The 25,589-nt window shown below is 32.4% G+C and carries 22 protein-coding genes; 9 read left to right on the top strand and 13 right to left on the bottom strand.

Going from position 1 to position 25,589, the window contains the following annotated elements; translation table 11 throughout:
• Positions 1-138 precede the first annotated feature (138 nt).
• The 6 genes from B2989_RS01110 to B2989_RS01085 all read right to left on the bottom strand — a co-directional run bounded on the left by B2989_RS01110 (position 139) and on the right by B2989_RS01085 (position 9,024).
• Entirely contained in the window at positions 139-321 is a 183-nt protein-coding gene (locus B2989_RS01110) for a CPXCG motif-containing cysteine-rich protein (protein WP_292942837.1), read from the bottom strand.
• Positions 322-392: 71 nt separating this feature from the next.
• Positions 393-1,208: a leucine-rich repeat domain-containing protein gene (locus B2989_RS01105; protein ID WP_292942834.1), complete on the bottom strand. Its 816-nt coding sequence runs from the start codon at positions 1,206-1,208 to the stop codon at positions 393-395.
• 185 nt (positions 1,209-1,393) lie between these two features.
• Positions 1,394-2,710 (bottom strand): TolC family protein, encoded by a 1,317-nt coding sequence (locus tag B2989_RS01100; RefSeq protein ID WP_292942831.1) that lies wholly within the window; start codon positions 2,708-2,710, stop codon positions 1,394-1,396.
• Positions 2,700-5,903 carry an efflux RND transporter permease subunit gene (locus tag B2989_RS01095; RefSeq protein ID WP_292942828.1) on the bottom strand — a complete coding sequence of 1,068 codons (3,204 nt, stop codon included), beginning with the start codon at positions 5,901-5,903 and terminating at the stop codon, positions 2,700-2,702. Before B2989_RS01095 ends, B2989_RS01100 begins: the two co-directional genes overlap by 11 nt.
• Positions 5,903-7,039, bottom strand: coding sequence for an efflux RND transporter periplasmic adaptor subunit (locus tag B2989_RS01090; protein ID WP_292942825.1), 1,137 nt, complete (start codon positions 7,037-7,039; stop codon positions 5,903-5,905). Before B2989_RS01090 ends, B2989_RS01095 begins: the two co-directional genes overlap by 1 nt.
• Positions 7,040-7,119: 80 nt before the next feature.
• Positions 7,120-9,024 carry an ABC-F family ATP-binding cassette domain-containing protein gene (locus B2989_RS01085; RefSeq protein WP_292942822.1) on the bottom strand — a complete coding sequence of 635 codons (1,905 nt, stop codon included), beginning with the start codon at positions 9,022-9,024 and terminating at the stop codon, positions 7,120-7,122.
• A 108-nt stretch (positions 9,025-9,132) separates the two neighbouring features.
• Between B2989_RS01085 and B2989_RS01080 the strand changes: the two genes are divergently transcribed.
• Positions 9,133-9,531, top strand: coding sequence for a DUF983 domain-containing protein (locus B2989_RS01080; protein ID WP_292942819.1), 399 nt, complete (start codon positions 9,133-9,135; stop codon positions 9,529-9,531).
• Between the two features lie 6 nt (positions 9,532-9,537).
• On the opposite strand, the gene B2989_RS01075 is transcribed toward B2989_RS01080, so the two are convergent.
• The 7 genes from B2989_RS01075 to topA all read right to left on the bottom strand — a co-directional run bounded on the left by B2989_RS01075 (position 9,538) and on the right by topA (position 19,168).
• Positions 9,538-10,578, bottom strand: coding sequence for an NAD(P)/FAD-dependent oxidoreductase (locus tag B2989_RS01075; protein ID WP_292942816.1), 1,041 nt, complete (start codon positions 10,576-10,578; stop codon positions 9,538-9,540).
• A 103-nt stretch (positions 10,579-10,681) separates the two neighbouring features.
• On the bottom strand, positions 10,682-11,581 hold the full coding sequence (gene gldN / locus B2989_RS01070; RefSeq protein ID WP_145003276.1) for a gliding motility protein GldN: 900 nt from the start codon (positions 11,579-11,581) through the stop codon (positions 10,682-10,684).
• Positions 11,582-11,624: 43 nt separating this feature from the next.
• Positions 11,625-13,190, bottom strand: coding sequence for a gliding motility protein GldM (gldM, locus tag B2989_RS01065; protein ID WP_145003279.1), 1,566 nt, complete (start codon positions 13,188-13,190; stop codon positions 11,625-11,627).
• Positions 13,191-13,238: 48 nt separating this feature from the next.
• Complete coding sequence (gldL, locus tag B2989_RS01060) at positions 13,239-13,871, bottom strand: gliding motility protein GldL (RefSeq protein ID WP_145003282.1); 633 nt, start codon at positions 13,869-13,871, stop codon at positions 13,239-13,241.
• 61 nt (positions 13,872-13,932) lie between these two features.
• Complete coding sequence (gene gldK / locus B2989_RS01055; protein ID WP_292942811.1) at positions 13,933-15,300, bottom strand: gliding motility lipoprotein GldK; 1,368 nt, start codon at positions 15,298-15,300, stop codon at positions 13,933-13,935.
• A 163-nt stretch (positions 15,301-15,463) separates the two neighbouring features.
• Positions 15,464-16,630 carry a formimidoylglutamase gene (locus tag B2989_RS01050; RefSeq protein WP_292942808.1) on the bottom strand — a complete coding sequence of 389 codons (1,167 nt, stop codon included), beginning with the start codon at positions 16,628-16,630 and terminating at the stop codon, positions 15,464-15,466.
• A gap of 9 nt (positions 16,631-16,639) precedes the next feature.
• Complete coding sequence (topA, locus tag B2989_RS01045; protein ID WP_292942805.1) at positions 16,640-19,168, bottom strand: type I DNA topoisomerase; 2,529 nt, start codon at positions 19,166-19,168, stop codon at positions 16,640-16,642.
• Positions 19,169-19,323: 155 nt separating this feature from the next.
• On the opposite strand from topA, the gene miaB reads away from it, so the two are divergent.
• From miaB to B2989_RS01005, 8 genes are all read left to right on the top strand, one after another.
• Positions 19,324-20,769, top strand: a complete 1,446-nt coding sequence (gene miaB / locus B2989_RS01040) for a tRNA (N6-isopentenyl adenosine(37)-C2)-methylthiotransferase MiaB (protein WP_292942802.1) — start codon at positions 19,324-19,326, stop codon at positions 20,767-20,769.
• A gap of 26 nt (positions 20,770-20,795) precedes the next feature.
• Entirely contained in the window at positions 20,796-21,719 is a 924-nt protein-coding gene (locus B2989_RS01035; protein WP_292942799.1) for a hypothetical protein, read from the top strand.
• Between the two features lie 9 nt (positions 21,720-21,728).
• Complete coding sequence (locus tag B2989_RS01030) at positions 21,729-22,997, top strand: sigma-54 interaction domain-containing protein (protein WP_292942796.1); 1,269 nt, start codon at positions 21,729-21,731, stop codon at positions 22,995-22,997.
• 30 nt (positions 22,998-23,027) lie between these two features.
• Positions 23,028-23,534, top strand: coding sequence for an LptE family protein (locus B2989_RS01025; RefSeq protein ID WP_145003303.1), 507 nt, complete (start codon positions 23,028-23,030; stop codon positions 23,532-23,534).
• Positions 23,535-23,538: 4 nt separating this feature from the next.
• Positions 23,539-24,459 (top strand): hypothetical protein, encoded by a 921-nt coding sequence (locus tag B2989_RS01020; RefSeq protein WP_292942792.1) that lies wholly within the window; start codon positions 23,539-23,541, stop codon positions 24,457-24,459.
• A gap of 13 nt (positions 24,460-24,472) precedes the next feature.
• The gene (gene secG / locus B2989_RS01015) at positions 24,473-24,829 is read left to right on the top strand and encodes a preprotein translocase subunit SecG (protein ID WP_145003309.1); all 357 of its coding nucleotides are present in this window, start codon (positions 24,473-24,475) and stop codon (positions 24,827-24,829) included.
• Positions 24,830-24,971: 142 nt separating this feature from the next.
• The gene (locus B2989_RS01010) at positions 24,972-25,250 is read left to right on the top strand and encodes a co-chaperone GroES (RefSeq protein WP_028283491.1); all 279 of its coding nucleotides are present in this window, start codon (positions 24,972-24,974) and stop codon (positions 25,248-25,250) included.
• Positions 25,251-25,367: 117 nt separating this feature from the next.
• The coding region (locus B2989_RS01005) for a TCP-1/cpn60 chaperonin family protein (protein ID WP_292942787.1) at positions 25,368-25,589 on the top strand (222 nt) is incomplete at its 3' end.

Genomic DNA, 25,589 nt, shown 5'->3' with positions numbered 1-25,589 from the left:
CCTACTGCTCTATCCCGCGATTTGTATTTCCGAAGATTATCTTAGCTTTTAACTTTCGATTCATAATGTCGACCTAATCGTTTCGGACTGCAAATATACAACCCTTTTTGCATATTACAAGCATTATTTCAACTTTTTTTATTGCTCAATATTAAGGGCTTCAAAACCAATAAGTTCAGCCTCCTCAAATTGTGGAGAAATTTGAATTGGATTGCAACACACCTCACAATCCTCTACATAAGTTTGCTTACTTACACTTGGATCTAGTAACATTGATATGGTTTCCCAGCAATATGGACATTGAAAATAGTGTTCAAACATAACTTACTTTTTATCAAAAATAAAAATAGCCAACCAAAGGTTGACTATTTTAAATATATTTTAACAGGAAGTTATTCTTGGTTTAAAACAACTTCTGAGTCTTCTAAAAATAATGCCATTTTGTTTGGCGAGTCGTCCACTACTGTAAGATAATCGTTATTTAGTAAATTATCACTTACCATAACTAATTTTAAATTAGATAATTGAGATAACTCAAAAGGTAACGTTCCAGACAACTTATTACTTGATAACACCAACTCTTCAAGGTTTGACAATTCGGCAATGCTTTCTGGAATTTGACCTTCTAATTGGTTATCTAATAAGCTTAATTTTTTTAATGATTTTAAGTTACTAATATCAAAAGGTATTGTTCCACTTAAAAAGTTACTTCCTAACTCTAAGTTACGTAATTTAGTTAGACTTGTAATTGACTGTGGAATTTCTCCTGTAAATTGATTACTGTATAATGCTAAAGATTCTAAATTAGAAAGGCTACCAATCCAGTTAGGAATTTCTCCATCAAATTGATTTAAAAACAATTGTAAAGAATACAAGCTTTGCATGCTAGACATAGTTTCTGGCAAATCTCCAGATAACTTATTAAAACTTAGATTTAATACTTGTAAGTTGCTTAATTGTGCTATTTCTGAAGGTATTGATCCTTGTAGATTATTAAATGACAAATTTAAACTTACAATTTTAGAATCTAATATTGTAACGCCATGCCAAGTATCTATTGAGGCATCAAGATCCCAAGTAGTATTCCACTCTGGTCCGTTAGTATTGTTATAAAGTGCTATTAAAGCTTCTTTCTCAGAATTTGATACACTTGCGAATGCTACACAAGCAAAAAGAAACATTACTAAAGTTAATTTTATCGTTTTCATGTTAATGATTTAGGATTAACTACATCAAACTTAATACAAAAGAGGTTAAATGACAAATTATTTCGATTAAATACATTAAACATTAACATTTAATTTGAAATTTAACTCCATTTTATAAAACTAAAGTCAATATCTCGTCGTTCACTAAAATTTTAAACCGTTTTAAATGATTGAAAATAAAAACTTTAAAACTTCACATTCAACAATTCACCACTTAATTGTAGCAATTGTAGTTCTGCTAATTTAGCTTCATATTTTGCTTGATTTCTACTTAATTCCGCATTAAGTAAGTTAAGCTGAGCTTGTCTAAACTCGATTGAATTAACTTGACCAATTTTAAATTGCTCTTGAGTACGTTCAAAATTACTTTCTGAAGTTATAATATTTTGTTGTTGTATTGTATATATATTTAGCTTATTGTAGAAATCTTCCCAAGCATTTTCAAAATCTCTTTCAATACCTATTAGGATGTTTTGTTTTTGAAGTTGTTGCGTCTCTAGATTAACTTTAGCATTTTTCACTCTAGTTATTGTTCCGCCTCCATCAAACAAATTCCACGTTAAATTTAAACCTCCAGATAAGCCTGTATTTGTACTAACTGCTACAAAAGATGCTGCATTATTATTGTTTTTATTCCAACCGTAAGTTCCATTTAAGCCTACTGTTGGCAGGTAGCCTGATTTACTTGATTTAATATCCAATTGGCTTATTGCGATATTTTTATCTGTTTGAAGTAAAGCTACATTTCTAGTTTTTGCTTTTTCAAACAAGCTGTCTTTTTGAAACTGTAAAGTAAAGTCCACTGCTGTACTAACAGAAAAATCCGATTCTAAAGCATTACCTAACACAACATTTAAGTCACGCTTTGCATTTTTTAATTGTTGCGTAGCAGAGATTATATTTATACTGTCGTTATTTATATCCACTTCGGCATTTAAAACACCTAATTTAGTATTTTGACCGTAATCAAATTGGTATTGTGCACGTACTAATCTATCCTTTGAAACATTCAATGTTTCTGATAATGCATCTAAATTTTCTGTAAGTTGTGCGACGCTATAATATACAGAAAACAACTGTGTAATTGTATTTTCAATAGTCTCTCTAGCTTGCAAATCTGATAATTGGTACTGCTCTTTTAAACTTTTATAATTGTAACGTCTACCCAATCCATCAAATAGTGTATAGTTTAAACTTACTGAAGCATTATACCTGTCACTCTCTGCTCCATTTAAAACTGTTGATGTACCGTTTGAAAATTCAGCTTCAGTGTTATCTAAATTATAAGTTGCTCCTGCATTACCTGTAAGTGTAGGTAAAAAACCAGAATTTAAAATGCTTGTATTATTTTCGGCAACTCTAACTGCGTTATTCGCTATTTTAATTCCGTAGTTATTTTCTAAAGCTAATTTAACAGCTTGTTCTTGTGTTAAAATATCCTGCGCTTTACCAATGGTAACACAACAAAATATTGCTATAATTAGATTGTAATTAATGCTCATTTTCTTCATTTTGTTCTTTAATGGCACGTTCTACTTCTTCTTTGGTTACGACATTTCCTGTGTACAACCACTTCCCTTTTTGCTTAATACTGTTGCTAAACGATAAAAATAATGGAAGTAACAAAAGGGTTAATACTGTCGCATAAGCTATACCATAAGAAATAGAAATTGCCATAGGTTTTAAAAATTGAGCTTGTCTACTTTTTTCTAATAACAAAGGTGCTAATCCTGCAACCGTCGTTAAAGAGGTTAAGAAAATAGCTCTAAAACGTGATTTTCCAGCTTCTTTTAAAGCATTATCAAAGTTCATACCTTCTCTTAAATTACTATTAAATTTACCAATTAAAACCAGTCCGTCGTTAACCATAATCCCGATTAAAGCAATGATTCCTAATAAAGATAAAATATTGATCGGAAAACCATCTTCTGTTAACCAATGTCCCCAAGCTACTGCTGTTAGACTAAAAGGCACTAATAATAGTAATAATATAGGCTGACTATAACTTCTAAACGTGAAAGCAATAACAATGTAAATTAGCAGTAATATTGGGATACCTGCTTTTGCTAATGAAGATGACAGTTTACTAGCTTCACGATTTTGACCTTCAAAAGAAGCGGTTATTGTTGGATATTTTGACTGTAATTGCGGAATAAAATTATTTTTAATATCATCTAAAATATCTGTACTACTTGTACTAGGATCTTTTAAATCTGCAGATACTCTAATTTCTCTTAAACCTTCTAAGTGATTAATTGCGACATCTCCTCTTTCAATTGTATAACTAGCAATATCTTTTAAATTAACACGCTCACCTGATGGTGTTAAAATACGCATATCATCTAAATCGTTAATCGAATTTCTGTTTGGTCTATCATACCTAACCCAAACTCTAATCTCATCTTGTCCACGCTGAAAACGTTGTGCTTGCACACCAAAAAATCCAGAACGTACCTGAGTCATGACTGTACGTAAATCTAACCCTAAAAGATAAGCACTTTCTTTAAGTTGCAATCTAATTTCTTTAATACCTGCAGGATCATTATCCTCGATATCCTTAAGTAGCGGATTAGTTTCTAAATAGTTTTTCATTTCTATTTTAGACGCTTTAAGCTCTTCGATATTATTACCTAATAACGATACAGATACTGGACTACCACCAAAGTTTCCTCCAGATCCAAATATCAAACGCTCTGTACCAATAACTGGTCCAACTAATTCTCTTAATCTATTAGCAACCATTGATGCTTTAATGGCGTCTGGACGTTCTTCTCCTGGAAGCATATTTAATCTTAAAGACGCACTAGAACTGCTACTTAGTGTCAATATTGTGTTTTCAAATAATTGTTTATCCGATCCTTTTAAATACTTTTCTGTTAGCTCTTGATTGACTATAAACGATTTTTCTTCTATCATAGAAATAATAGAATCTGTAACCTTAACATTTGTTCCGTTAGGCATTTCTAGCTGAATGGTAACCGTATCACTAGCAATACTTGGAAACAAAGTTACCCCAATAATACCTCCTCCAATAGACCCAAAAGTTAATACTAACAACCCAATAAAAATACCTAAAGACAATATTTTAAACTCAAGTACAAAGTCTAAAGTTGGTGTGTAAACTTTATCTCTTAAAAAGGACATCAATCTATCTCCTGCTTTATTGATAAACCTCATTTTACCAAAAAACTGTTTTAGTTTTGATGGATTTTCTTCTTCAACATGAGGTCGTAAAGCTTTAGAATGCGCTAAGTGAGCTGGTAAAATAATTAATGCTTCAACCAATGATACCACTAAGGTTAGAATAACTATGACGGAAACTTCACCAAAAAACTCTCCAATCCTACTATCTAAAAATAAGAATAGCGAAAAGGCTAATAATGTTGTTATAATTGCTGAAACCACAGGAGGAATTACTTCCATTGTACCATCAACAGCTGCTTGAATTGGTGTCTTACCTTTTTCGTAATGTTGATATATATTCTCTGCAATTACAATACCATCATCCACTAAAATACCAATAACAATAATCATCCCAAATAAGGATAATACGTTAATGGTAACATCAAATTGTCCTGCAAAAATAAACATTCCTAAAAATGAAATTGGTAACCCAAAGGCTACCCAAAATGCTAATCTTGTATTTAAAAAAAGTGATAGAAATACTAATACTAAAATCATACCTACTATTGCATTTTCTGCTAGCAACTCTGTACGCTGATTTAAAGTAATAGATAAATCCCTTACAATATTTAATTGTGCATTATTATGTTTTTGATTATACGCAATGATGTAATCCTTAACTTTATCTGCAGAGGTTATAAGATCTTCATTATTTGTACTTGTAACAGTAATATTAACTGCTAATTGCTGATTAAAATACGTGGCATTTGGTGTTTCAGAAAAACGATCTCTGACAATAGCGACATCCTTTAAACGCACTACTTTACCATCTGCTGAAGCCTTTACAATAATGTTAGACATTTCGTCTCCGTAATATTGTTTATTGTTAGCTCTAATCAGATACTCCTCAGCATCTGTTTTTATATTACCTCCTGTTACTAATATATTAGATGTTGATACTGCATTAGCAACATCACTAAATGTTATATTATACGCCAATAAACTACCTTCATTTACAGCAATTTCAATTTCTTCTTCAGGATAACCAGATACTTCAATTTGCGAAATACCATCAATAGCACGTAAGTCATTTTCTACCTGACGACCTAATTGTTTTAATGTGGCTAACGGAATGTCTTTTCCGCTTAAAGCGAAAGAAATAGTTTGGCGGACTTCTTCCTGTTTAGATACCACTAAAGGCTCCATACCTGTTGGAAAGGTTGGCACTCTGTCCACTGCATTTTTTACCTCAAGTAGCATAAAGTCAAGGTTTTCACCTTTTTCAATCTCGACAGTAATTGTTCCGCTATTTTCTCTAGAAACAGAAGTGACACGATCGACACCTTTAAGCCCTTTTAAATTTTCTTCGATTTGAAGTACAATACCTTCTTCAATTTCTTGAGGAGATGCTCCAGGATACGCTATACTAACGTTAATAATCTTAGACTCCACTAAAGGGAAAAACGAAGACTTTAAAGACGAATATCCTAGAATACCAAAAACAGCAAATGCTAAAATAAAGACATTAACTGCTACGTGATATTTGATAAAATAAGTGATTATTTTTCTCATTATTCTTCGCTATTGTTTGTTTTGTTATTTTCAACAAATGGCTGTACTAACATTCCCGCATACGCTCCTGGAACGGTACGTTTTAAAATAACTGTTCCGTTAGGTACGTCTTTTAAAACTACTTTAGTATCAGAAAAATGAATTGGTTTAGCTGGCATGACATCCAGCAAACTGTCCTTAATAACAAATATTTCTTGGTTGTCTGTTAGTAAGTTTCGGTCTATCTCAATAGCGTTGTCTATACTTTTAGCATTTAAATTTGCTTCTAAATACATACCTTCTTTAAGGTTACTATCTTCAACTTCAATAAAAGCAGTAACTGTTTGTGTGGTTGCGTCAATACTACCGTTAACACGCGACACTTTACCAGTGTAAGATTCTGTTTTATCTAAATTAGTTAAATTAACGGTTTCGCCTACTTTTAAGATATTGGCAAAGCTTTTACTAATAGCCACTTGCATCTCATAAACTGAAGGATTAATAAATTCTCCTAGTTTTTGACCATTTCTAATTAAAGATCCTTCTGTTGCCAAAGCCTCTGTTAAAATCCCATTAAAAGGTGCAGTTATAGTATACTTAGACAAACGTTGCTCTAAATTTTTTACATTGTAGTAATTAGTAATAATGCCACGACCAGTAATAAAGTAGTTTTCTTTATCAGAAGTTATTTCTGGTAATTTTGGTGTGGTTTTGTTTAAGTCAAAACTAGTCAAATAGCTTTGCCATTTTTGGAACACATCTGGAAAATCCAAACGTAAATCTGGCATTATTGCAGCTATCGAGTTGTATAAATTACTTTTTGAAGATTGTACACTAGCATAATACTCTGCAGCATCCACACGAATTAAGGTTTGACCTTTGCGATAGTTTTGACCTGGTTTAAAAAGGTAACTACCATTACGAAATATACCTTGTACTTCCGAGTAAAGCTCTACACGTTGCTTAGCTGTTAAGTTTCCATTTGCAGCAATTACAATAGGTATAGTCGTATTATTGACCGTATCTGTAAATACAGTTTTAATAACTTTAGCTGCTATAGGCTTTGGTTTATTTTTATTATCTACTAAAGATTTAGAAATAAAAATGGCAGCAATAATAAATAAAACACCTAAGATTGATAGTATAATTTTGCGCATGTACTTGGTTTTGACGGTAAGACCCCAAAATTAGCCTATAGTTTAGACGTTAAATGTTAAAAAAAACCTAAAAGAAATAACTAAAATGCTTCCAATTGCAACGTGATATCTTCCCAATCTTGCATTAGCTTTGCTAATTGGTCTTTTTTAGCTTGATAATTTTCAAAAAACTTAGGTTTAGCAACGGTTTCGTCGTAATTAGTAGCTAACTCAGCATCAATTGATTTAATATCTTTTTCTAATTGATTAATTTTAGACTCGCAATTACTTAACTTGTTATTTAAGGACTTAACTTTTTTCTGGTCTTCGTAGGATTGTTTAGGTGTTTCTTTAGGTTGACTTTTAATAACCGTTCGTTTTTCTACTTCACGTAAATTTTCAACATTACGTTGCTCTAAATAATAATCAACATCTCCTAAAAACTTTTTAATGTTTCCATCTTTAAACTCAAAAACAGTATTAGTTAATCCTTTTAAAAAGTCCCTATCGTGAGATACTAATATTAAAGTCCCTTCAAAACGCTGTAAGGCATCTTTTAAAACATTTTTAGATTTAATGTCCAAGTGGTTAGTAGGCTCATCCATTATCAAAACATTAAATGGCTGCAACATTAATTTAGCTAGCGCTAACCTGTTACGCTCTCCTCCAGATAATACTCTAACATATTTTTCTGCTTCCTCACCTCTAAATAAAAAAGATCCTAAAATATCACGGACTTTACTTCTATTGGTTTCATTAGCAGCATCAATCATAGTATCTAATACAGTTTTACTACCATCTAAATATTCTGCTTGATTTTGTGCAAAGTACCCTATTTGTACATTGTGACCTAACTTAAGATGACCATCATGCTTTAAGTCTCCAACCAAAATCTTAGCCAAGGTTGATTTACCTTGACCATTTTGACCAACAAAAGCAGTTTTAACATCACGCTCTATTAATAAATCAACACCTGTTAAAACTTGATTATCACCATAACTTTTTGAAACACTATTAGCTTCGACCACAACTTTTCCTGGCGTTATAGACACTGGAAAATTTAGGGTCATTACACTATTATCATCTTCATCAACCTCAATACGATCAATCTTATCTAGCTTTTTCATTAAAGATTGTGCCATAGTTGCTTTACTGGCTTTGGCTCTAAACTTTTCAATCAACTTTTCAGTTTGTTCTATCTGTTTTTGTTGATTTTTTTGAGACGCTAACTGCTGTGTTCTAATTTCTTCTCGCAACACTAAATATTGCGTATAAGGTTTTGGATAATCATAAATACGTCCTAAAGAAATCTCGATAGTACGATTAGTTACATTATCTAAAAACATCTTATCGTGCGACACAATTGCGACAGCACCTGGATAATTTTTTAAAAAACCTTCTAACCAGATAATAGACTCGATATCCAAGTGGTTAGTTGGCTCATCCAAAAGTAGCACATCATTATTTTGTAATAGTAATTTGGCCAACTCGATACGCATACGCCATCCACCAGAAAACGTATCGGTTAGTTTATTAAAGTCTTCTCGTTTAAAACCTAAACCTTGTAGTATTTTTTCTGTTTCACCTTGATAATTATAACCACCTAAAATCTCATATTGATGTTGTATATCACTCAGCTCTACCATAAAATCATGATACGCATCACTTTCATAATCTGTACGCTCTGCTAATTGCGTATTAATATGCTCAATTTTTGCTTCAATCTCTTTAATTTCTGTAAAAGCTTGATACGATTCTTCTAAAACAGTTCTACCTAAAACAAAATCTATGTCCTGTTTTAAGAAACCAATTTTTAAAGTTTTATCTGCCGCAATCTGACCCGAATCTGGTTCTAATTCCTTTGACAAAATTTTAAGCATCGTTGACTTTCCAGCTCCATTTTTACCAATAAGTCCTACTCTATCACCATTTCCTAATTTAAATGTGATGTCTTCAAAAAGGTATTCTCCTTGAAATGAAATGGATAAATTATGAATATTTAGCATGAATTGTGACTTATGTTACTTAATGTTGAAAGAATAAAACTTAAATTTGTAGTTGAAGATTTAAACTTCACTACCATTTTTTTTGAATTGCAAAAGTACACAATTATTATGTTTAAAAAAGGCTCTAAATTATACTCTATTTTTACAGGTGCTTGTCCAAAGTGTCACCAAGAATCTATGTATACAAATCCAAACCCATATGTGCTAAATAAACTTTTTAGTATGAATGAGCGATGTAGTCATTGTAACACTAAATATCAAATAGAACCGTCCTTTTTTTATGGGTCGATGTACGTTAGTTATGGTGTTGGAATTGCTTTTGCTGTTGCTGCTTTTGTTATAAGTTACATATTTTTAGGCAGTACACTTAACACTGCTTTTATTGCTATTATTGCCGCAATGATTGTCTTTTACCCAGTTATAGTTAGATTATCAAGAAATATTTGGATAAATATTTTTATGAGTTATGACAAAAATTTAGCAGAAAAAGCTACTACCAAAAAATAACACTATTTAGTAAAACCTACTGCAATCAATCTCAGCATCTATTGCGACATTGCTTTCTATAAAATTGTATAATTGGTTAGCAACATAAGGTGCTATCATAACTCCACGTGAGCCTAATCCATTAAAAAGGTACAAGTTTTTAAAATCTTTATGTCTACCTACCAAAGGTTTTCTATCCTTAACTGTAGGTCTAACACCTGCTACTTGATTCAACACTTTAAAATCGCACTTTACAAAGGTTTTAAGCTTATTTAAAAGCATATCTTTAGCCTCTGTTGTAATTGTGTTGGTCTTATCCTTTTGTTCGTATGTAGACCCAACACGATAAGTATCATTACCTAGTGGTATTACAAATACACTGGATTTAAGTACATAATCCAATTTTAATTCTGGTGCATGTATAGTTAACAACTGACCTTTTGTACCACCTAATGGTAAGGCATTAAAAAAAGGGTTTTGCTTAATTCCAAAACCTTCCGCAAAAACAATGTGTTTAGCCTCAATATCATTATACACGACTTGATTGTCTTTACAAACTAAACTATTATGATTAAAAGACTGACTAATCAAGCAACCTTTAGATAATAAATCAGATTTATAATTTTGAACTAACAATTTAGTGTCTAATCTTCCAGTACTTAAAACCTCTCCAAGCTTAAACTGTGCGTCTACATTAGGATTTGCATTATCTATAAGTGTGGTATTTATAAACGGTTTTAAACCTACTTTATCAGATGCTTCAAACCAATTATTTTGCTCCTCTAAAGACGTAAAACGTCGTCTGACTGGAACCTTATAATCTAAGACGACACCAAAATCTTTTTCCAATTGATTATAAACAGGTAAGGCTGTTTTTAATTGCTCTTCACTTTTCCAAACAGGAGTAAATCTTTTTAAAGTTACAGGATTATATAATCCACCTGCAACAATGGATGATTGCTGAGAGCTATCTTCAAAAACTACAAACGATTTATTATTTGCTTTAAGCTTTTCGCAAAACGAAATACCAGCAAGTCCACAACCTACAATTATATAATCTACTTTCATAATGCAAAAATAGAATATCTGAATGAATAAAATAGAAACTAGTAAAAACAAAAAAACGTTCACTTTTCAGTGAACGTTTTTATATAATTAAATCAAACTGTTGTTAGTAAGACCACATGTCTAACTCAAAGTTTCTAATTTTTTCTTTAATTCTTTCAGACTCTAATAATTGCATTAATGAATTTTCTGCAATATATTCTTCAACCTTACGGTCTCCAAAAACATTCTCTTCTTTAAATATGATACCACTAAAACGACGTGCGTTTAATATGTGATCAAAAGAGAAAGGCATTGCGCTGTTTTTAGCATTAAATGCTTTAGCTTCATGTAAAATATCTCTTGCGTCTGGATAAAAAATCCAGAATAAAGGAATAGGTTCTTTGTTAGCTTCATCATTAGAATTAACATAGTTAACATCTGGTGCAGCTGGTGCTATACCTAAAAGTCTATATTTTAATTCACCTTGACGCTTATCAAAATACCACATACCTTTAATTAAGTAAGCAGAAACATCATAAGATGAAATAGTAGTTGTAGTAATATACTCTGGATCAACATAACCATCAGCATTTAACTGATCGTATCCAATGTCCATAGTATCTACAGCTGTTCTAATTTGAGCTAACTCTTTTTTAGTACGTTTTCCTGTAAAATAAGAATCGTTGTATACATTTTCGATTTGACCTTCGTCAATAGCTTTTGTAAGCACATCAAATAAAGAACGTCTATCACTTCCAATGTTATTTGTATCTACTGGATAGTACAATGGGAAGTTTACACGCTCATCTAATACAACTTTCTCCCAAGTCATTTTAGCAAACATAACATCTCTATCATCAACATAACCGTATTCTAGAGGCTTATCGTTATCTAACGCTTTTTGTTCATCTGTTCTAACACCAATCTCTTTTGGAGATTTAGCATTAAGAATATTAGATTGCGCATTGATTTGTGCGGTAAAAGCAACACCAAATACGACTGCTAATAAAGATTTGTAATTCATCTGAAAATTGTTTTTATAATTTTTAATTAATCAAATAGTTTGATTAGTTAGCTAATTCAATTGCTATTGGACTTGCTGGCTTAATTCTAACGCTTGAATTTGCTTTAGACTTAATATCAAATATTTGTACTGCGTCACCTCTTCTTGCTTTTCTTAATGCAGCTTTAGCAGTTCCATTAAGTTTGTTACCGTTAACATTAACAGTAGCTTGACCAGGTACTTTAAATTTAAATGACGTTACTGATAAAGGTAAATCAAAATCAAAGTCAGTTAATTCTGCTTTAATTGTACCAATTTCAATGTTATTTCTTGGTAAACCACCTTCAGACTGACCTGCAATAGTTCCAGTAGGTTTTGGAATATCTTTAATTCTAAAGACCGCTCTATCTGAAGCATTTGAACCATCATCAAGTTTAGCTGTTACGTTAATAGTAACTTCTTTACCTGTTCCTGGATTCATTGAGTATTTTCCAATACCACTAGCTTTAGATAATCCTGCTCCAGTAGCATTAACTTTATTATCAGGTACACCTGCAAAAGAAATAGTCATTGGATTAGAAACACCTCTATAAACCACATTCATTTTATCAGCTGATATAGTTGCTGAATTTGGTCTTGGCACTACAACGTAGTTTCCAATAATAGGGATTTCTAATTCTTTACCATCTTCTACGAAAGTAAATTTACCGTCAATATCATGCTCTCCAACGTTACCAACATTAAAATCTAATGTTGCTGCTCCAGTTGAATCAATTGCTTTAGACAAATCAACTTCTTTACCTGCTACACTCATTTTAGTTGGTGCAACGTTAGCATATTTACCTAATACTACTTTTCCTTGAAATTTCTCTCCAGCAAAAAACGCAGATTTATCAGCTAAAACAATCGCTGTATAATTTTTTAAAGACGTAGCGTTACTAACTAAGTTTCCTAAAAATCCGTTGTAGATATTAGTCTCAGTAGCTTTAACATCATTTTGCATTGCAGTTAACTTAGTGTAAGATGCTATAGCTGGAAAACCTTGGAAGTGGTAGTCTAACCATTTTTTCTCAACACCATCGTTATCTTTAACAGGTGCAGTACTAAAACGATCTTCAAAACTTTGAACTACAGGCTGCCATTTACCTTCTTTAGGTAATACAGCTTTGATATCTGCCTTATACTTCTCTATTCTGTCTAAAACCTCTTGTCCTCTTTTTGTTAATCTGTCTCCAGTAAACCAAAGCTCATCAAGTTTATCACCTTTATCCATTTCTTCATAAGGTAAATCACCATTTGCTTCTAACTCATAACCACCATTTTTAACAATATCATTAGTTTTTACAGTTCCTAAGAATTTATAAAAATCATCAGATATTGCACTAATTTGGTTAGCTAATTTATTTGCTGAATCAAATTCATCAGGCTTTTCTTCAGCCTGTGTTTTTAACTGCGTTAAAATACCATTATTTGATGCGATAGCTAACTCATTAGCTCTATCAAATTTCTTATCCATTAACCCGAATGCAGATAGCACTTCTTTTGACATAGTCATTGCAATCATTGCAATAAATACTAAGTACATCAAGTTAATCATCTTTTGTCTTGCGGACTGTTTTCCTCCTGCCATTTCTAATTAGTTTATTATTTATTAATATTAGTTGATATTAATCACTAATTAGTTTTTGTTCATTGCAGATAACATACCACCATATACTCCGTTTAAAGAAGATAAGTTAGATGCTAAAGATTGCATTTGCTCTTTTAATTTAGTTGCATTTTCAACAGCTTCTTCATTGATTGAAGCTTGACGACTTGCACTTTCCATTTGTACTTTATAAAGACTGTTTAAAGACTCCATTTGTGCAGCAGCTAATGACATTTCTTCACCATACTTTTTAGTTGCAGCCATAGAATCTACTGTTGGAGAAATCCCTTTAGCAGCACCTTCAAAGTTTTTAATGCTTGCACCTAAGCTACTCATTAATTCACCATCAATTTTAGCTTCTCTTAATAAGTTGTCTAATTTTTTAGATAATAATCCTTCAGCATCTTTTGGCTCTTCTTTAGCAGCTTTTTTAGTTGTTGCTTGTCCACCTGCTAATTCTGGGTATACTAATGCCCAATCTAATTCACCACCTTGCTTTTCAAAAGCAGATAAAGTAAATACGATTGCTTCAACAATCATTCCTATTGTTAAAATAAGAGATCCATAAGGCCAGTGTTGTATTTTAAATAAAGCTCCAATAATTACAATTGCTGCTCCAATACCATAAACCATATTCATTGTTGATAATTTCTTTTGTGCCATAATTTCTAAGTTTTTTTAGTTGTTAAGTTTTAGTTGTTAAGTATTTAGTTGTTTAGTTTAATTATTGTCTTGCGTTAGCAGTTACGTCTGTTCCCATGTAATCTTGCACAGTTCTGAAACCAATATAACTTCTTGCAGAATCTGCATATTCATAATCTCTTGAACTTACTTGCAGGTAATATGCAACATCTTTCCAAGAACCACCACGAACAACTTTACGTTTGTTATTAGCATCATTTACACTTGGGTTTATTGTTGAAGCATATTCATATGAAGAAGGATCGTAAGATGAGTCTACCCATTCTGAAACGTTTCCAGCCATATTATATAAGTTAAAGTCATTAGGCTCATAAGCATCAGCCTCTACAGTATATAAAGATTGATCTGCTGCGTAATCACCACGTAATGGTTTAAAGTTAGCCATGAAACATCCTCTATCATTTTTAGCATAAGGTCCTCCCCAAGGAAAAGTTGCAGCTTGAAGACCACCTCTTGCAGCATACTCCCATTGTGCTTCTGACGGTAATCTATAACGTGCTACGTTATGCATTTTTCTTTCTCTTCTTGCATCATTATGGTGTTTTGTTCTCCACTCACAAAATGCTTTAGCTTGTTGCCAAGACACACCTACTACAGGATAATCACTGTAAGCATCGTGCCAGAAGTAGTCATTATGCATAGGCTCGTTATAAGAATATGCAAAATCTCTAATCCAAGATGTAGTATCTGGATAGATTTCAACCTCTTCTCTAACGATTACATCTTTACGACGTAAGTTTTTATTTTTTGCAGCTTTGGCTATATCCATATAAGTATACTGGAACTTAAATTTAGTTACATCCCAAGTACGTTGACCGTTATAAGATTCTTCTAATGGTAAATACATTGTATCCATAACCTCTACGTAATACTCATCTGGATAGTCTGCAGTATCAAAAATTAAATCAACATCGTGATTTAGTTTTCTACCTTCATAACCAGTTTCTCCTAAACCACTATAATTATCTAGCATGTATTTTTCGTAAGCTGAAGAATTGGTTGTATCTGCATCTTTAAAAGCAAATTCTCCAATACCACCATCATCTTGAGTCATTCCAACCTCATCAGCCAATATTGCTAATTTAGTACGGATTGTAGAATCTCTTACCCATTCTACGAATTGACGATACTCACTATTAGTTATTTCTGTCTCATCCATATAAAATGATGCTACAGTTACTGTTTTTGCAGGTGCGTCTTGGATTCCGGCTAAATCATCATCTGCTTTACCCATAATAAAAGCTCCACCAGGAACTAATGTCATACCGTAAGGTTTTTCTGGGTGCCATTTTTTACCTTTGACACCAACAAGCTGACCCTTATCTTTTGATCCACAACTTACTAATAGTGCGAAAACCGCTGTTAATAATACAAACTTCTTCATATTCATTTAAAACTCGAGGTTAATTTTATACTCTTAAATTTTTTAAGAGCGTAAACATATTTATATATTTTTTAAAAAACAACTTTTTCGACAAAAAAAAATACATTTCGTCGTAAAAATTTAACATTTAAACGATATTAATTGTCGTTTATCTGTTCGTCTATATCGATTACACGCTATTTTTATGAAATGCCTTATACCAACGCTCTGGTATTTTGTCATTACAAGCATCTAGATAGTCTTGATGCGTGCATGGTAATAACGTGTGTTTTTTTAATTTATTATTAACATTTGCTAAAAATGGTATTTCTATCCACCAGCGTCCTGTTTTTGTACTCTTATAAAAAATTAGTTCGTGAGACTCCGCTAAAGTAATGAATTTTTGATGATTATCACCATTAGAAAAATCATCATCTTTAACTCTGCAATTTACACCTTCTATAAAATACCATATCATTTGAGATATTAGCATAGATGTAATGTCGTCATCTTGAGATGGTTTATACTCGTAAATACCAAATGAAGATACTTTATTGCTGATTCCTGCATATCTTGCTACTGCGCAAATTTCTTTCCCATCTAAACCGTTTGGCGACACTTTTTGTTTTTGACTCACCTCAGATGCTTTTAAGGCTCCTAAGTCTACCGTAACTATATTAGCATCACGCATTACTGGTTCTACCAATGTAAGATCATTAGATATTTCTCCTAAGCGATAAGGTTCAAAATATAAACGCTCCATTAAATCTATCTCTTCTTGACTATTAAAGTAAGTTTGATAACCTATAATGGCGTAATTAAAAAGATTATAAGGCTCGTCTAAAATAATTTTCCCGACGAAGCTAGTATTTTTTATTGGTTTAGAAGAATCTCCTAAATCAAAAGATTTATCCACATTTACAATGTTAACCATTGGCATTAAACTATCATAAGCACGATAGTTTACGTAGGACAAATCTTGACTACCGCCTATTATTACTGGGATAATCTTATTTTCTATTAAAGTAATTAATGTTTCTTTTAAGGCGAAATAAGTGTCATCAACAGTATCTCCTTTTTGAATATCGCCAATATCTGCAATCGACGAACTCCAACTTCCAGGGTATAAAGTGTAGAATGATTTTCTTATTTCATTCAAATTAAAATCTTCTCCAATGTAATTAACATCGTTTCGATTTTCAAGAACGCCTACAATTGCAATTTTGACATTATTAAGATCTGGCAGTCCATGTTGCTCAGAATGAATTTTAATTTTTTGACCTAAACTTAAAGGCGATAATAATTGATTATGCGCTAAAACAGTATCTGGGACTGGAGTAAGAAAATTAAAATTCATTATGTAATACTATTTCTTTTTAGCTGTTGTTTTTTTCTTAGTAGTTGTTTTTTTCTTTGCTGGCGCTTTCTTCTTAGCTGCTGCTTTCTTTTTAGGCGCTTTCTTTTCAATCATATCTTTAACCTCATCCAAGGTTAAAGCTGCAGCGTCTACCGTCTTAGGAAGCTCTATTTTAATTTTTCCTTTTAAAATATTATGTCTTCCCCAACGTGCTTTTTCTACACGTATGCCTTCATCTTCCCAATTATGAACAACTTTATCTATTTCTTTTTGAATTTTAGCGTCAACTAATTCTTCAATTTCTTCATTAGTTAAGTTATCCCAATCGTATTTTTTATTGACATTTATAAATAAACCATTCCATTTAATGAAAGGTCCAAAACGTCCTTTTCCTTTTGTTACTCCGTGTCCTTTATAATTATACACAGGAGCGTCTGCAATTTCTTTTTCTTTAATAAGTTCTATTGCATCTTCAATCTCTATATTTAATGGATCTTGACCAGGAGCTAAGGATACAAATTTTTCACCGTATTTTACATAAGGACCAAAACGACCATTATTTACTTCTACGGTTTCATCTTCATACTTACCTAAAGTTCTTGGCAATTTAAATAAATCCATTGCTTCTTCATAGGTTATACTACCTAATTGTTGATCTGGACTTAAACTAGCAAAGGTTGGTTTTTCTTCGTCGTCTACAGTTCCCATTTGTACCATTGGACCAAACTTACCTAAACGTACGCTTACTTGCTTACCTGTTTTAGGGTCTTTACCTAAGATACGCTCTCCGGATTCTCTATCTGCATTTTCTTGTACATCAACGACAACTGGGTGAAATTTCTTATAGAAGGTTTTCATCATTTTTTTCCAGTCTTCTTTACCTTCGGCTATATCATCAAATTGACTTTCTACTTTTGCAGTAAAATTATAGTCCAAAATACTTTCAAAATGATTTACTAAAAAGTCTGTAACTATCATACCAATATCTGTTGGCACAAGCTTTCCTTTATCTGAACCTACTTTTTCTGTTAACGTATTATCCTTTACACTACCTTCTTCTAACATTAACTGTGTGTACTCACGCTCAACACCATCAATTGCTCCTTTTTCTACATAATTCCTATTTTGAATAGTAGAAATGGTTGGCGCATATGTAGATGGTCGTCCAATACCTAACTCTTCTAACTTCTTAACCAAAGAAGCTTCAGTATATCTATATGGTGCACGACTATAACGCTCAGTAGCTGATATATATTTATTTAAAAGCGTCTCATTGGTTTTCATTGCTGGAAGCATACCTTCTTGCTCTAAATCCTCATCATCAGTACCTTCTAAATATACTTTTAAAAACCCTTCAAATTTAATTACCTCTCCATTTGCTGTAAAGGTTTGGTCATGTGTATCTGCTTCAATTTTAACATTTGTGCGTTCTAATTGTGCTTCACTCATTTGTGATGCAATAGCACGTTTCCAAATTAAATCGTATAACCTAGCCTGATCATAATCAATATCTACACTATGCGTTTTAAAGTCGGTTGGTCTAATCGCTTCGTGAGCTTCTTGAGCACCTTTGGATTTACCTTTAAAGTTACGTTCTTTAGCGTATTCTTTACCGTAAGCTTCAATTATTTCTTTTTCTGCACCTTTTCTAGCTTCGTCAGATAAGTTTACACTATCTGTTCTCATATAAGTAATCAAACCAGCTTCGTATAAACGCTGAGCCATAGTCATAGTCTTACTTACAGAAAAATATAATTTACGAGATGCTTCTTGCTGTAAGGTTGATGTTGTAAATGGTGCTGCTGGAGATTTTTTTGCTGGCTTTTTAGTTAAGTCTGCGACCTTAAAGTTAGCAGCAGCATTACTTTCTAAAAACTCAAACGCTTCTTTTTTAGTACCAAACGTTTTTGGTAGTTTAGCTTTAAAAGATTGACCTGCTTCGTTTGAAAACTCGGCATCAATCCTATAAGATGCTTCTGGTGCAAAATCTTGTATTTCGCGTTCACGCTCAACAATTAACCTAACAGATACTGATTGTACACGACCTGCAGACAACCCTCCTTTTACTTTACGCCATAAAACTGGAGATAGCTCGTAACCTACAATTCTATCTAATACACGACGTGCTTGTTGTGCATCTACTAAATCATAATCTATTTGTCTTGGATTTTCAACCGCTTTTTGAATTGCAGTTTTTGTAATCTCATGAAAAACGATTCGTTTTGTTTTATCTTTATCTAGGTTTAAAGACTCGGCTAAATGCCATGCAATAGCCTCTCCTTCCCTATCTTCATCACTAGCTAGCCATACCATTTCGGCTTTTTTAGCTAAATCTTTTAATTTTTTAACTAGCGACTTTTTATCTGAAGACACTTCATATTTTGGATCAAAATCTCCGTCTACATCTACTCCTAATTCCTTAGATGGTAAGTCAGCAATATGCCCAAAACTGGATTCGACTTTAAAGTCTTTTCCTAAAAATTTCTCTATTGTTTTTGCTTTTGCTGGTGACTCTACTATTACTAAATTCTTCGCCATTCTTCGATTTTTGTGAGTGCAAAGGTATATCAAAAAAAATTTATCATCCTAATTTTATAACTTTTAGCTAAAATTAAAGGTCTGTCAGATTGTCATAATTTTAAAATAATCCTATCTTTGCGTGCTTATTGGAGATGAGTGATTTCAATATATTTATGGAAAAGACAATAGACGAAAACAAACAAGGAGAGACATTAGTTATCCCTGAAAAAAAAGAGAATAGTAAAAAACTTTTTATAGAAAGTTATGGCTGCTCTATGAATTTTAGTGATAGTGAGATTGTTGCTTCTATCCTTCAAAACGAAGGATTTAATACGACACAAGTTTTAGAAGAAGCAGACTTAGTATTGGTTAACACCTGCTCTATACGTGATAAAGCAGAACAAACAGTACGTAAACGTTTACAAAAGTATAATGCTATAAAAAGAGACATCAACCCTAAAATGAAAGTGGGTGTGTTAGGCTGTATGGCAGAACGTTTAAAAAGTAAATTTTTAGAAGAAGAAAAGATAGTTGATCTAGTTGTAGGACCTGATGCCTATAAAGACCTACCTAATTTAATAGCTGAAGTAGATGAAGGACGCGATGCGATAAACGTAATCCTGTCTAAAGAAGAAACCTATGGAGACATTAGTCCTGTGAGATTAAACAGTAATGGTGTTACCGCTTATGTATCAATAACTAGAGGTTGTGATAATATGTGTACGTTTTGTGTTGTCCCTTTTACAAGAGGAAGAGAGCGTAGTCGTGATCCACAAAGTATTATTGAAGAAGTAAATGATCTTTGGAGCAAAGGCTATAAAGAAATTACATTACTAGGACAAAATGTAGATAGCTACCTTTGGTATGGAGGCGGAATGAAAAAAGATTTTGAAAAAGCTACAGATTTTGAAAAAGCGACTGCTACAGATTTTGCTAAGCTATTAGAGCTATGCGCAAAAGCACAACCTACTATGCGTATTAGATTTAGCACATCTAACCCACAAGACATGCATCTTGAGGTTATTGAAACCATGGCTAAATACGATAATATATGTAATCACATACATTTACCTGTACAAAGCGGAAGTAATCGTATATTAAAAGCAATGAATCGCTTACATACACGAGAAGAATATTTTACCTTAATAGATAATATTAAAAGAATAATTCCAAATTGTGCGATTAGTCAAGATATGATTTCAGGTTTTCCAACCGAAACTGAGCAGGACCATCAAGACACATTAAGCTTAATGGAATATGTAAAATATAACTTTGGATACATGTTTACCTACTCTGAGCGTCCTGGGACTTTAGCAGAACGTAAATTTGAAGACGATATACCTGAAGAAACTAAAAGTAGACGTCTAAGAGAAATCATAGCACTACAATTAATACATAGTGAATATAGAACTAGACAGTTTTTAAACACAACAGTTGAAGTTTTAGTAGAAAGAGAATCAAAAAAATCAAACCAAGAATGGTCTGGTCGTACACAACAAAACATTGTTGTTGTTTTTCCAAAAGAACATTATAAAATTGGAGATTTAGTAAACGTAACTGTAACAGACTGTACTAAAGCTACACTTATTGGTAAAGCTGTAAACAGCGCAAACAATTAATCGAATTGACCTTATTATAACATATCATGAAAAAAATAATTATATTACTAGTAACACTTAGCTTTATAACCTCTTGTCAAAACGAACCTTTAGAAGGCTTTGCTGCAGACGACGCAATTACAGGAGAACCTGACCCAACAGAAGGAACAGGTAGTGATGATTTACAATTATCAAGTTACACATGGGATGTTGATACAGAAGTCCCTTTTTTAGGACCAATAACCATAAATACAGATTTTACTTTTAATGACAATAATAAGGTATCAGATTTAGATGTCGAAACTGTTGCTTTTGGTTTTCCAATAGTAGCCAGCGGAACGCTTACTAGAGACGCTTCTGGAAAAATTATTACAGTTAAAAACTTTGAAGGATCTACTCAAATCAACCAAACTAATATTAGCTATTCTTCAGACAATATTTCTCAAATTGCATATGATGACTTTGAAGACGACACAGAAGATTACACCTATAACTTTACAACATCAGGAAATACTATAACTAAAACACAGGCAGGAAATCCAGTAGAGACGCAATACAAAAAAGATGCTTCAGGTAGATTAATTGAAAAAATATCGTTTGAAGACGGTTTTAGCATTCAGCAAGAAATTTTAACTTATAATGCTAACGGAAACTGCATATCTGTAATTTCTTCTGGAGAAAATGACAACAACACAACCTATGGTTACGACAACTTTACCAATCCTTTAAAAGCAGGATTTAGTGATCAATATTGGTTATCTATTTTGGATGATGATTATACTGAAGAGGCTGGACCAATCATAGTTCAGTTTCATAGCACAAATAACTGGAATTCTGTTACAGCAGAAGGAAACACAGTTACATTTATGATGACTTACAATACCGCAAACCGAATTACAAGTAGAACAGGTGTGTTTTCTTTAGATGGCATAAGCTTAGTACAAGAAGAAAATTTTAATTACACTAACTAAAAAGTTAAAATGGAATCTATACAATCAATAAAACAACGTTTCGGAATTATTGGAAATAGCCCGACATTAAATCGCGCTATTGAAAAAGCAATTCAAGTCGCTCCAACAGATATTTCTGTTTTAGTAACAGGAGAAAGTGGTGTTGGAAAAGAGAGTATTCCAAAAATAATCCATCAATTATCGCATCGTAAACACGGTAAATATATTGCAGTTAACTGTGGTGCCATTCCAGAAGGAACAATAGATAGCGAGCTTTTTGGACACGAAAAAGGTGCCTTTACAGGTGCTACTGCTACTAGAAGTGGCTATTTTGAAGTTGCAGATGGAGGTACCATTTTTTTAGATGAAGTTGGAGAGTTACCATTAACTACACAAGTACGTCTTTTACGTGTTTTAGAAAATGGTGAGTTTATAAAAGTTGGATCCAGTAAAGTACAAAAAACCAATGTAAGGATTGTTGCAGCAACAAACGTAAATATGTTTGATGCTATTAAAAAAGAAAAATTTAGAGAAGACCTATTTTACCGTTTAAGTACAGTAGACATCAATCTTCCGCCTTTACGAGAGCGACAAGAAGACATCCATATATTATTCCGCAAATTTGCTAGTGACTTTGCATTAAAATATAAAATGCCAACCATCAAGTTATCAGATGATGCCATAAATTTATTATTAAAATATCGCTGGAGCGGAAATATAAGACAACTGCGTAATGTTGCAGAACAAGTTTCTGTTTTAGAACAAAACAGGACCATTACAGCACAAGTTTTAGATAGTTATTTGCCAAGCGGAAATAATCTTCCAGCAGTTATTAATAATGCCAAGTCCGAAGGTGATTTTAGTAGCGAGCGTGAGATACTATACAAAGTATTATTTGACATGAAAGCCGATTTAAACGACTTAAAAAAGCTGACCATGGAATTAATGAAAACCGGTAACGCAAAAGATGTTCAGAAAAACAATGAAACATTAATTCAGAAAATTTATGGCGAAAATGAAAGTGAAGCCGAGTTTGATGAGCATGTAGAAGACATGGAAGTATTATCTATAGCACAAAATTCTGGGATTTCTAATTCTAATCCTATAGATACTGCTCAAGATAAATACCACTTTGCAGAAGAAATTGAAGAAGAAGAAACCTTGTCATTGCATGATAAAGAACTAGAATTAATAAAAAAATCTTTAGAGCGTCATAACGGAAAACGCAAACTGGCTGCAGAAGAGTTAGGTATTAGCGAACGTACACTTTATCGTAAAATCAAACAATTTGATTTATAATCTAACGTTTTAAAGCAAAACAATAATTACATGAAACCACTTAAATATATTTTATTACTAACCATTATTGCAACCGTGTTTGGTTGTGGTGCATATTCATTTACAGGTGTACAAGACCTAGGAGATGCTAAAACGTTTCAGGTTAATTATTTTCAAAATAACGCACCTTTGGTAGAGCCAGGATTAGAAAGAGATTTCACCATAGCTTTACAAGACTTAATACTAAATCAAACCAGTTTAAGCCTAGTTAACTCAAATGGAGATTTAGTGTACGAAGGCGAAATTACAGAATATCGTATTTCTCCAACTACTGCAACAGCAAACAGTACTGCAGCACAAAACAGATTAACCATTGGTGTAAATGTTAGATATTATAATAAAAAAGATGACGAAAATGATTTTGAAAAAAAATTCTCTTTTTACTATGATTATACAGGTAGCGAGCTATTATCAGGCGCAATCAAAACCACTGCTTTTGAAGAAATTTTTGAACGTCTAACACAAGATATTTTTAACGCATCACTTGCTAATTGGTAAACAAATGACTAGCCAAGAATTATCCAAAATACTTCAACAACCTCAGCTAATAAATACGGATCAGACAGACCTGCTTGATAGTATTATTAAAGAGTTTCCGTATTTTCAATCGGCTAGAGCCATTTACCTTAAAGGTTTAAAAAACAAAGAAAGTTTTAAATACAATCAAGCGTTAAAAACTACAGCTGCTTACACCACAGACCGAAGTATTTTATTTGACTTTATTACATCTGAGACTTTTAATCAAAATGAAGTTTCAGAATATATAAAACACAATTTAGACTACATCAATAGCATAGAAGTCGTTACAGAAGACATTTCTGCAAGCAATATAACAAGCCATGACGCTACGCTTAATCAACATATTGAAGATGCTAGACATACTATAAATCCAGAATTATTTCAGCCAAAAACTGAAAATAATAAATTTGAAGACAGCAATTTAGATACCGTCAAAACTAATAACGATACTGAAAAAGCAGAAGCTATCCTTAAAATAGGAACGCCTCTACAATTTGAAAAATCAGAAACACATAGTTTTAACGAATGGTTAAATTTAGCGCAATACAAGCCAATTGAAAGAGAAACAGTTGATAAAAAAACAACTAATGCTACCGCTGAAACAGAAAAGAGTAATGATATAAATGAAATTGAGCGTGCTAAAAAGTTTGAGTTAATTGATAAGTTTATTACTAAAAACCCAAAGTTAGAAGCAAAAAAATCAAACATTTCAAACCACAATATAGCTAAAGAACAAATGATTCAACCAGAGTCATTAATGACCGAAACTTTAGCACGTATTTATGTGGAACAAAAAAACTATAAAAAAGCGATTCAATCTTATAAAATTTTAAGTTTGAAATATCCAGAAAAAAGTGGTTTCTTTGCAGACCAAATTAAAGCAATAGAAAAATTACAAGAATAAATAACATATTATAATGAGCACATTTGCAATCTTTTTAGTCCTAATCGTGATAGTAGCATTTCTACTAGTAGTCGTAATAATGGTACAAAACCCTAAAGGTGGAGGATTATCTTCTTCTTTTGGAGGTGGTGGAACACAACAATTAGGTGGTGTCAAAAAAACAACAGACTTTTTAGACAAAAGTACTTGGACATTAGCAACTATCTTATTAGCATTAATCTTAGCTTCTAGCTTAGGTATTGACAGAAATGGAACTGCTGGAGAATCTAAAATTTTAGAAAGTGACAATATAGAGTTACCAACACCTACTACTCCTGCTCCAACTGCAGATGAAGCAACAAAAGAAATTACACCTGAAGCTGGAGAATAATCCTTTTTCAAAAATATACTTTAAAATGCCAACTTAATCAGTTGGCATTTTTTGTTTCTGCAAGTTTGTCAGTTGTCTTCTATTGGCACATTTTTAGCTTATTGTTAACCACAAATATTCTAATTAATTAAACATATATATTATGAGTAAATTAAACATTAAACCACTTGCAGACCGTGTGCTAGTTGAAGCACTTCCTGCGGAAACACAAACAGCTTCTGGTTTATACATACCAGACACAGCTCAAGAAAAACAACATAAAGGAACTATCGTTGCTATAGGAAACGGTAAAAAAGACGAACCTTTAACGGTTAAAGTTGGAGACACAGTACTTTATGGAAAATATTCAGGATCTGAAATCAAATTAGACGGAAAAGAGTATTTAATGATGCGTGAAGAAGACATTATGGCTATTATCTAATATAGCTTACAATTTAGGACAAAGCGTTCTTAAATGTTTTCAAAACAAAATTATTACAATTAATCAATCTTATAGTTCATAGATAATTCTTCAAACTATAAGTAAAATAAAATAAAAATGGCAAAAGATATAAAATTTGATGTAGAAGCACGTGATGGATTAAAGCGTGGTGTAGATGCATTAGCAAATGCAGTAAAAGTTACTTTAGGACCAAAAGGAAGAAACGTTATTATTAGCCGATCTTTTGGTGCTCCTGTCGTTACTAAAGATGGAGTAAGTGTTGCTAAAGAAATAGAATTAGAAGACCCATTAGAAAACATGGGAGCTCAAATGGTAAAA

Source organism: Olleya sp. UBA1516, assembly GCF_002323495.1.
Taxonomy (GTDB): domain Bacteria; phylum Bacteroidota; class Bacteroidia; order Flavobacteriales; family Flavobacteriaceae; genus Olleya.
This window is presented reverse-complemented; position numbering and strand designations above follow the sequence as displayed.

Coding starts and splice junctions, on each gene's coding strand:
- B2989_RS01100 (WP_292942831.1), bottom strand. CDS start 2,710: ATGAGCATTAATTACAATCTAATTATAGCAATATTTTGTTGTGTTACC.
- gldM (WP_145003279.1), bottom strand. CDS start 13,190: ATGGCAGGAGGAAAACAGTCCGCAAGACAAAAGATGATTAACTTGATG.
- gldN (WP_145003276.1), bottom strand. CDS start 11,581: ATGAATTACAAATCTTTATTAGCAGTCGTATTTGGTGTTGCTTTTACC.
- B2989_RS01035 (WP_292942799.1), top strand. CDS start 20,796: ATGAAAAAAATAATTATATTACTAGTAACACTTAGCTTTATAACCTCT.
- topA (WP_292942805.1), bottom strand. CDS start 19,168: ATGGCGAAGAATTTAGTAATAGTAGAGTCACCAGCAAAAGCAAAAACA.
- gldK (WP_292942811.1), bottom strand. CDS start 15,300: ATGAATATGAAGAAGTTTGTATTATTAACAGCGGTTTTCGCACTATTA.
- B2989_RS01075 (WP_292942816.1), bottom strand. CDS start 10,578: ATGAAAGTAGATTATATAATTGTAGGTTGTGGACTTGCTGGTATTTCG.
- B2989_RS01110 (WP_292942837.1), bottom strand. CDS start 321: ATGTTTGAACACTATTTTCAATGTCCATATTGCTGGGAAACCATATCA.
- B2989_RS01030 (WP_292942796.1), top strand. CDS start 21,729: ATGGAATCTATACAATCAATAAAACAACGTTTCGGAATTATTGGAAAT.
- B2989_RS01090 (WP_292942825.1), bottom strand. CDS start 7,039: ATGCGCAAAATTATACTATCAATCTTAGGTGTTTTATTTATTATTGCT.
- gldL (WP_145003282.1), bottom strand. CDS start 13,871: ATGGCACAAAAGAAATTATCAACAATGAATATGGTTTATGGTATTGGA.
- secG (WP_145003309.1), top strand. CDS start 24,473: ATGAGCACATTTGCAATCTTTTTAGTCCTAATCGTGATAGTAGCATTT.
- B2989_RS01050 (WP_292942808.1), bottom strand. CDS start 16,630: ATGAATTTTAATTTTCTTACTCCAGTCCCAGATACTGTTTTAGCGCAT.
- B2989_RS01020 (WP_292942792.1), top strand. CDS start 23,539: ATGACTAGCCAAGAATTATCCAAAATACTTCAACAACCTCAGCTAATA.
- B2989_RS01080 (WP_292942819.1), top strand. CDS start 9,133: ATGTTTAAAAAAGGCTCTAAATTATACTCTATTTTTACAGGTGCTTGT.
- miaB (WP_292942802.1), top strand. CDS start 19,324: ATGGAAAAGACAATAGACGAAAACAAACAAGGAGAGACATTAGTTATC.
- B2989_RS01095 (WP_292942828.1), bottom strand. CDS start 5,903: ATGAGAAAAATAATCACTTATTTTATCAAATATCACGTAGCAGTTAAT.
- B2989_RS01010 (WP_028283491.1), top strand. CDS start 24,972: ATGAGTAAATTAAACATTAAACCACTTGCAGACCGTGTGCTAGTTGAA.
- B2989_RS01085 (WP_292942822.1), bottom strand. CDS start 9,024: ATGCTAAATATTCATAATTTATCCATTTCATTTCAAGGAGAATACCTT.
- B2989_RS01025 (WP_145003303.1), top strand. CDS start 23,028: ATGAAACCACTTAAATATATTTTATTACTAACCATTATTGCAACCGTG.
- B2989_RS01105 (WP_292942834.1), bottom strand. CDS start 1,208: ATGAAAACGATAAAATTAACTTTAGTAATGTTTCTTTTTGCTTGTGTA.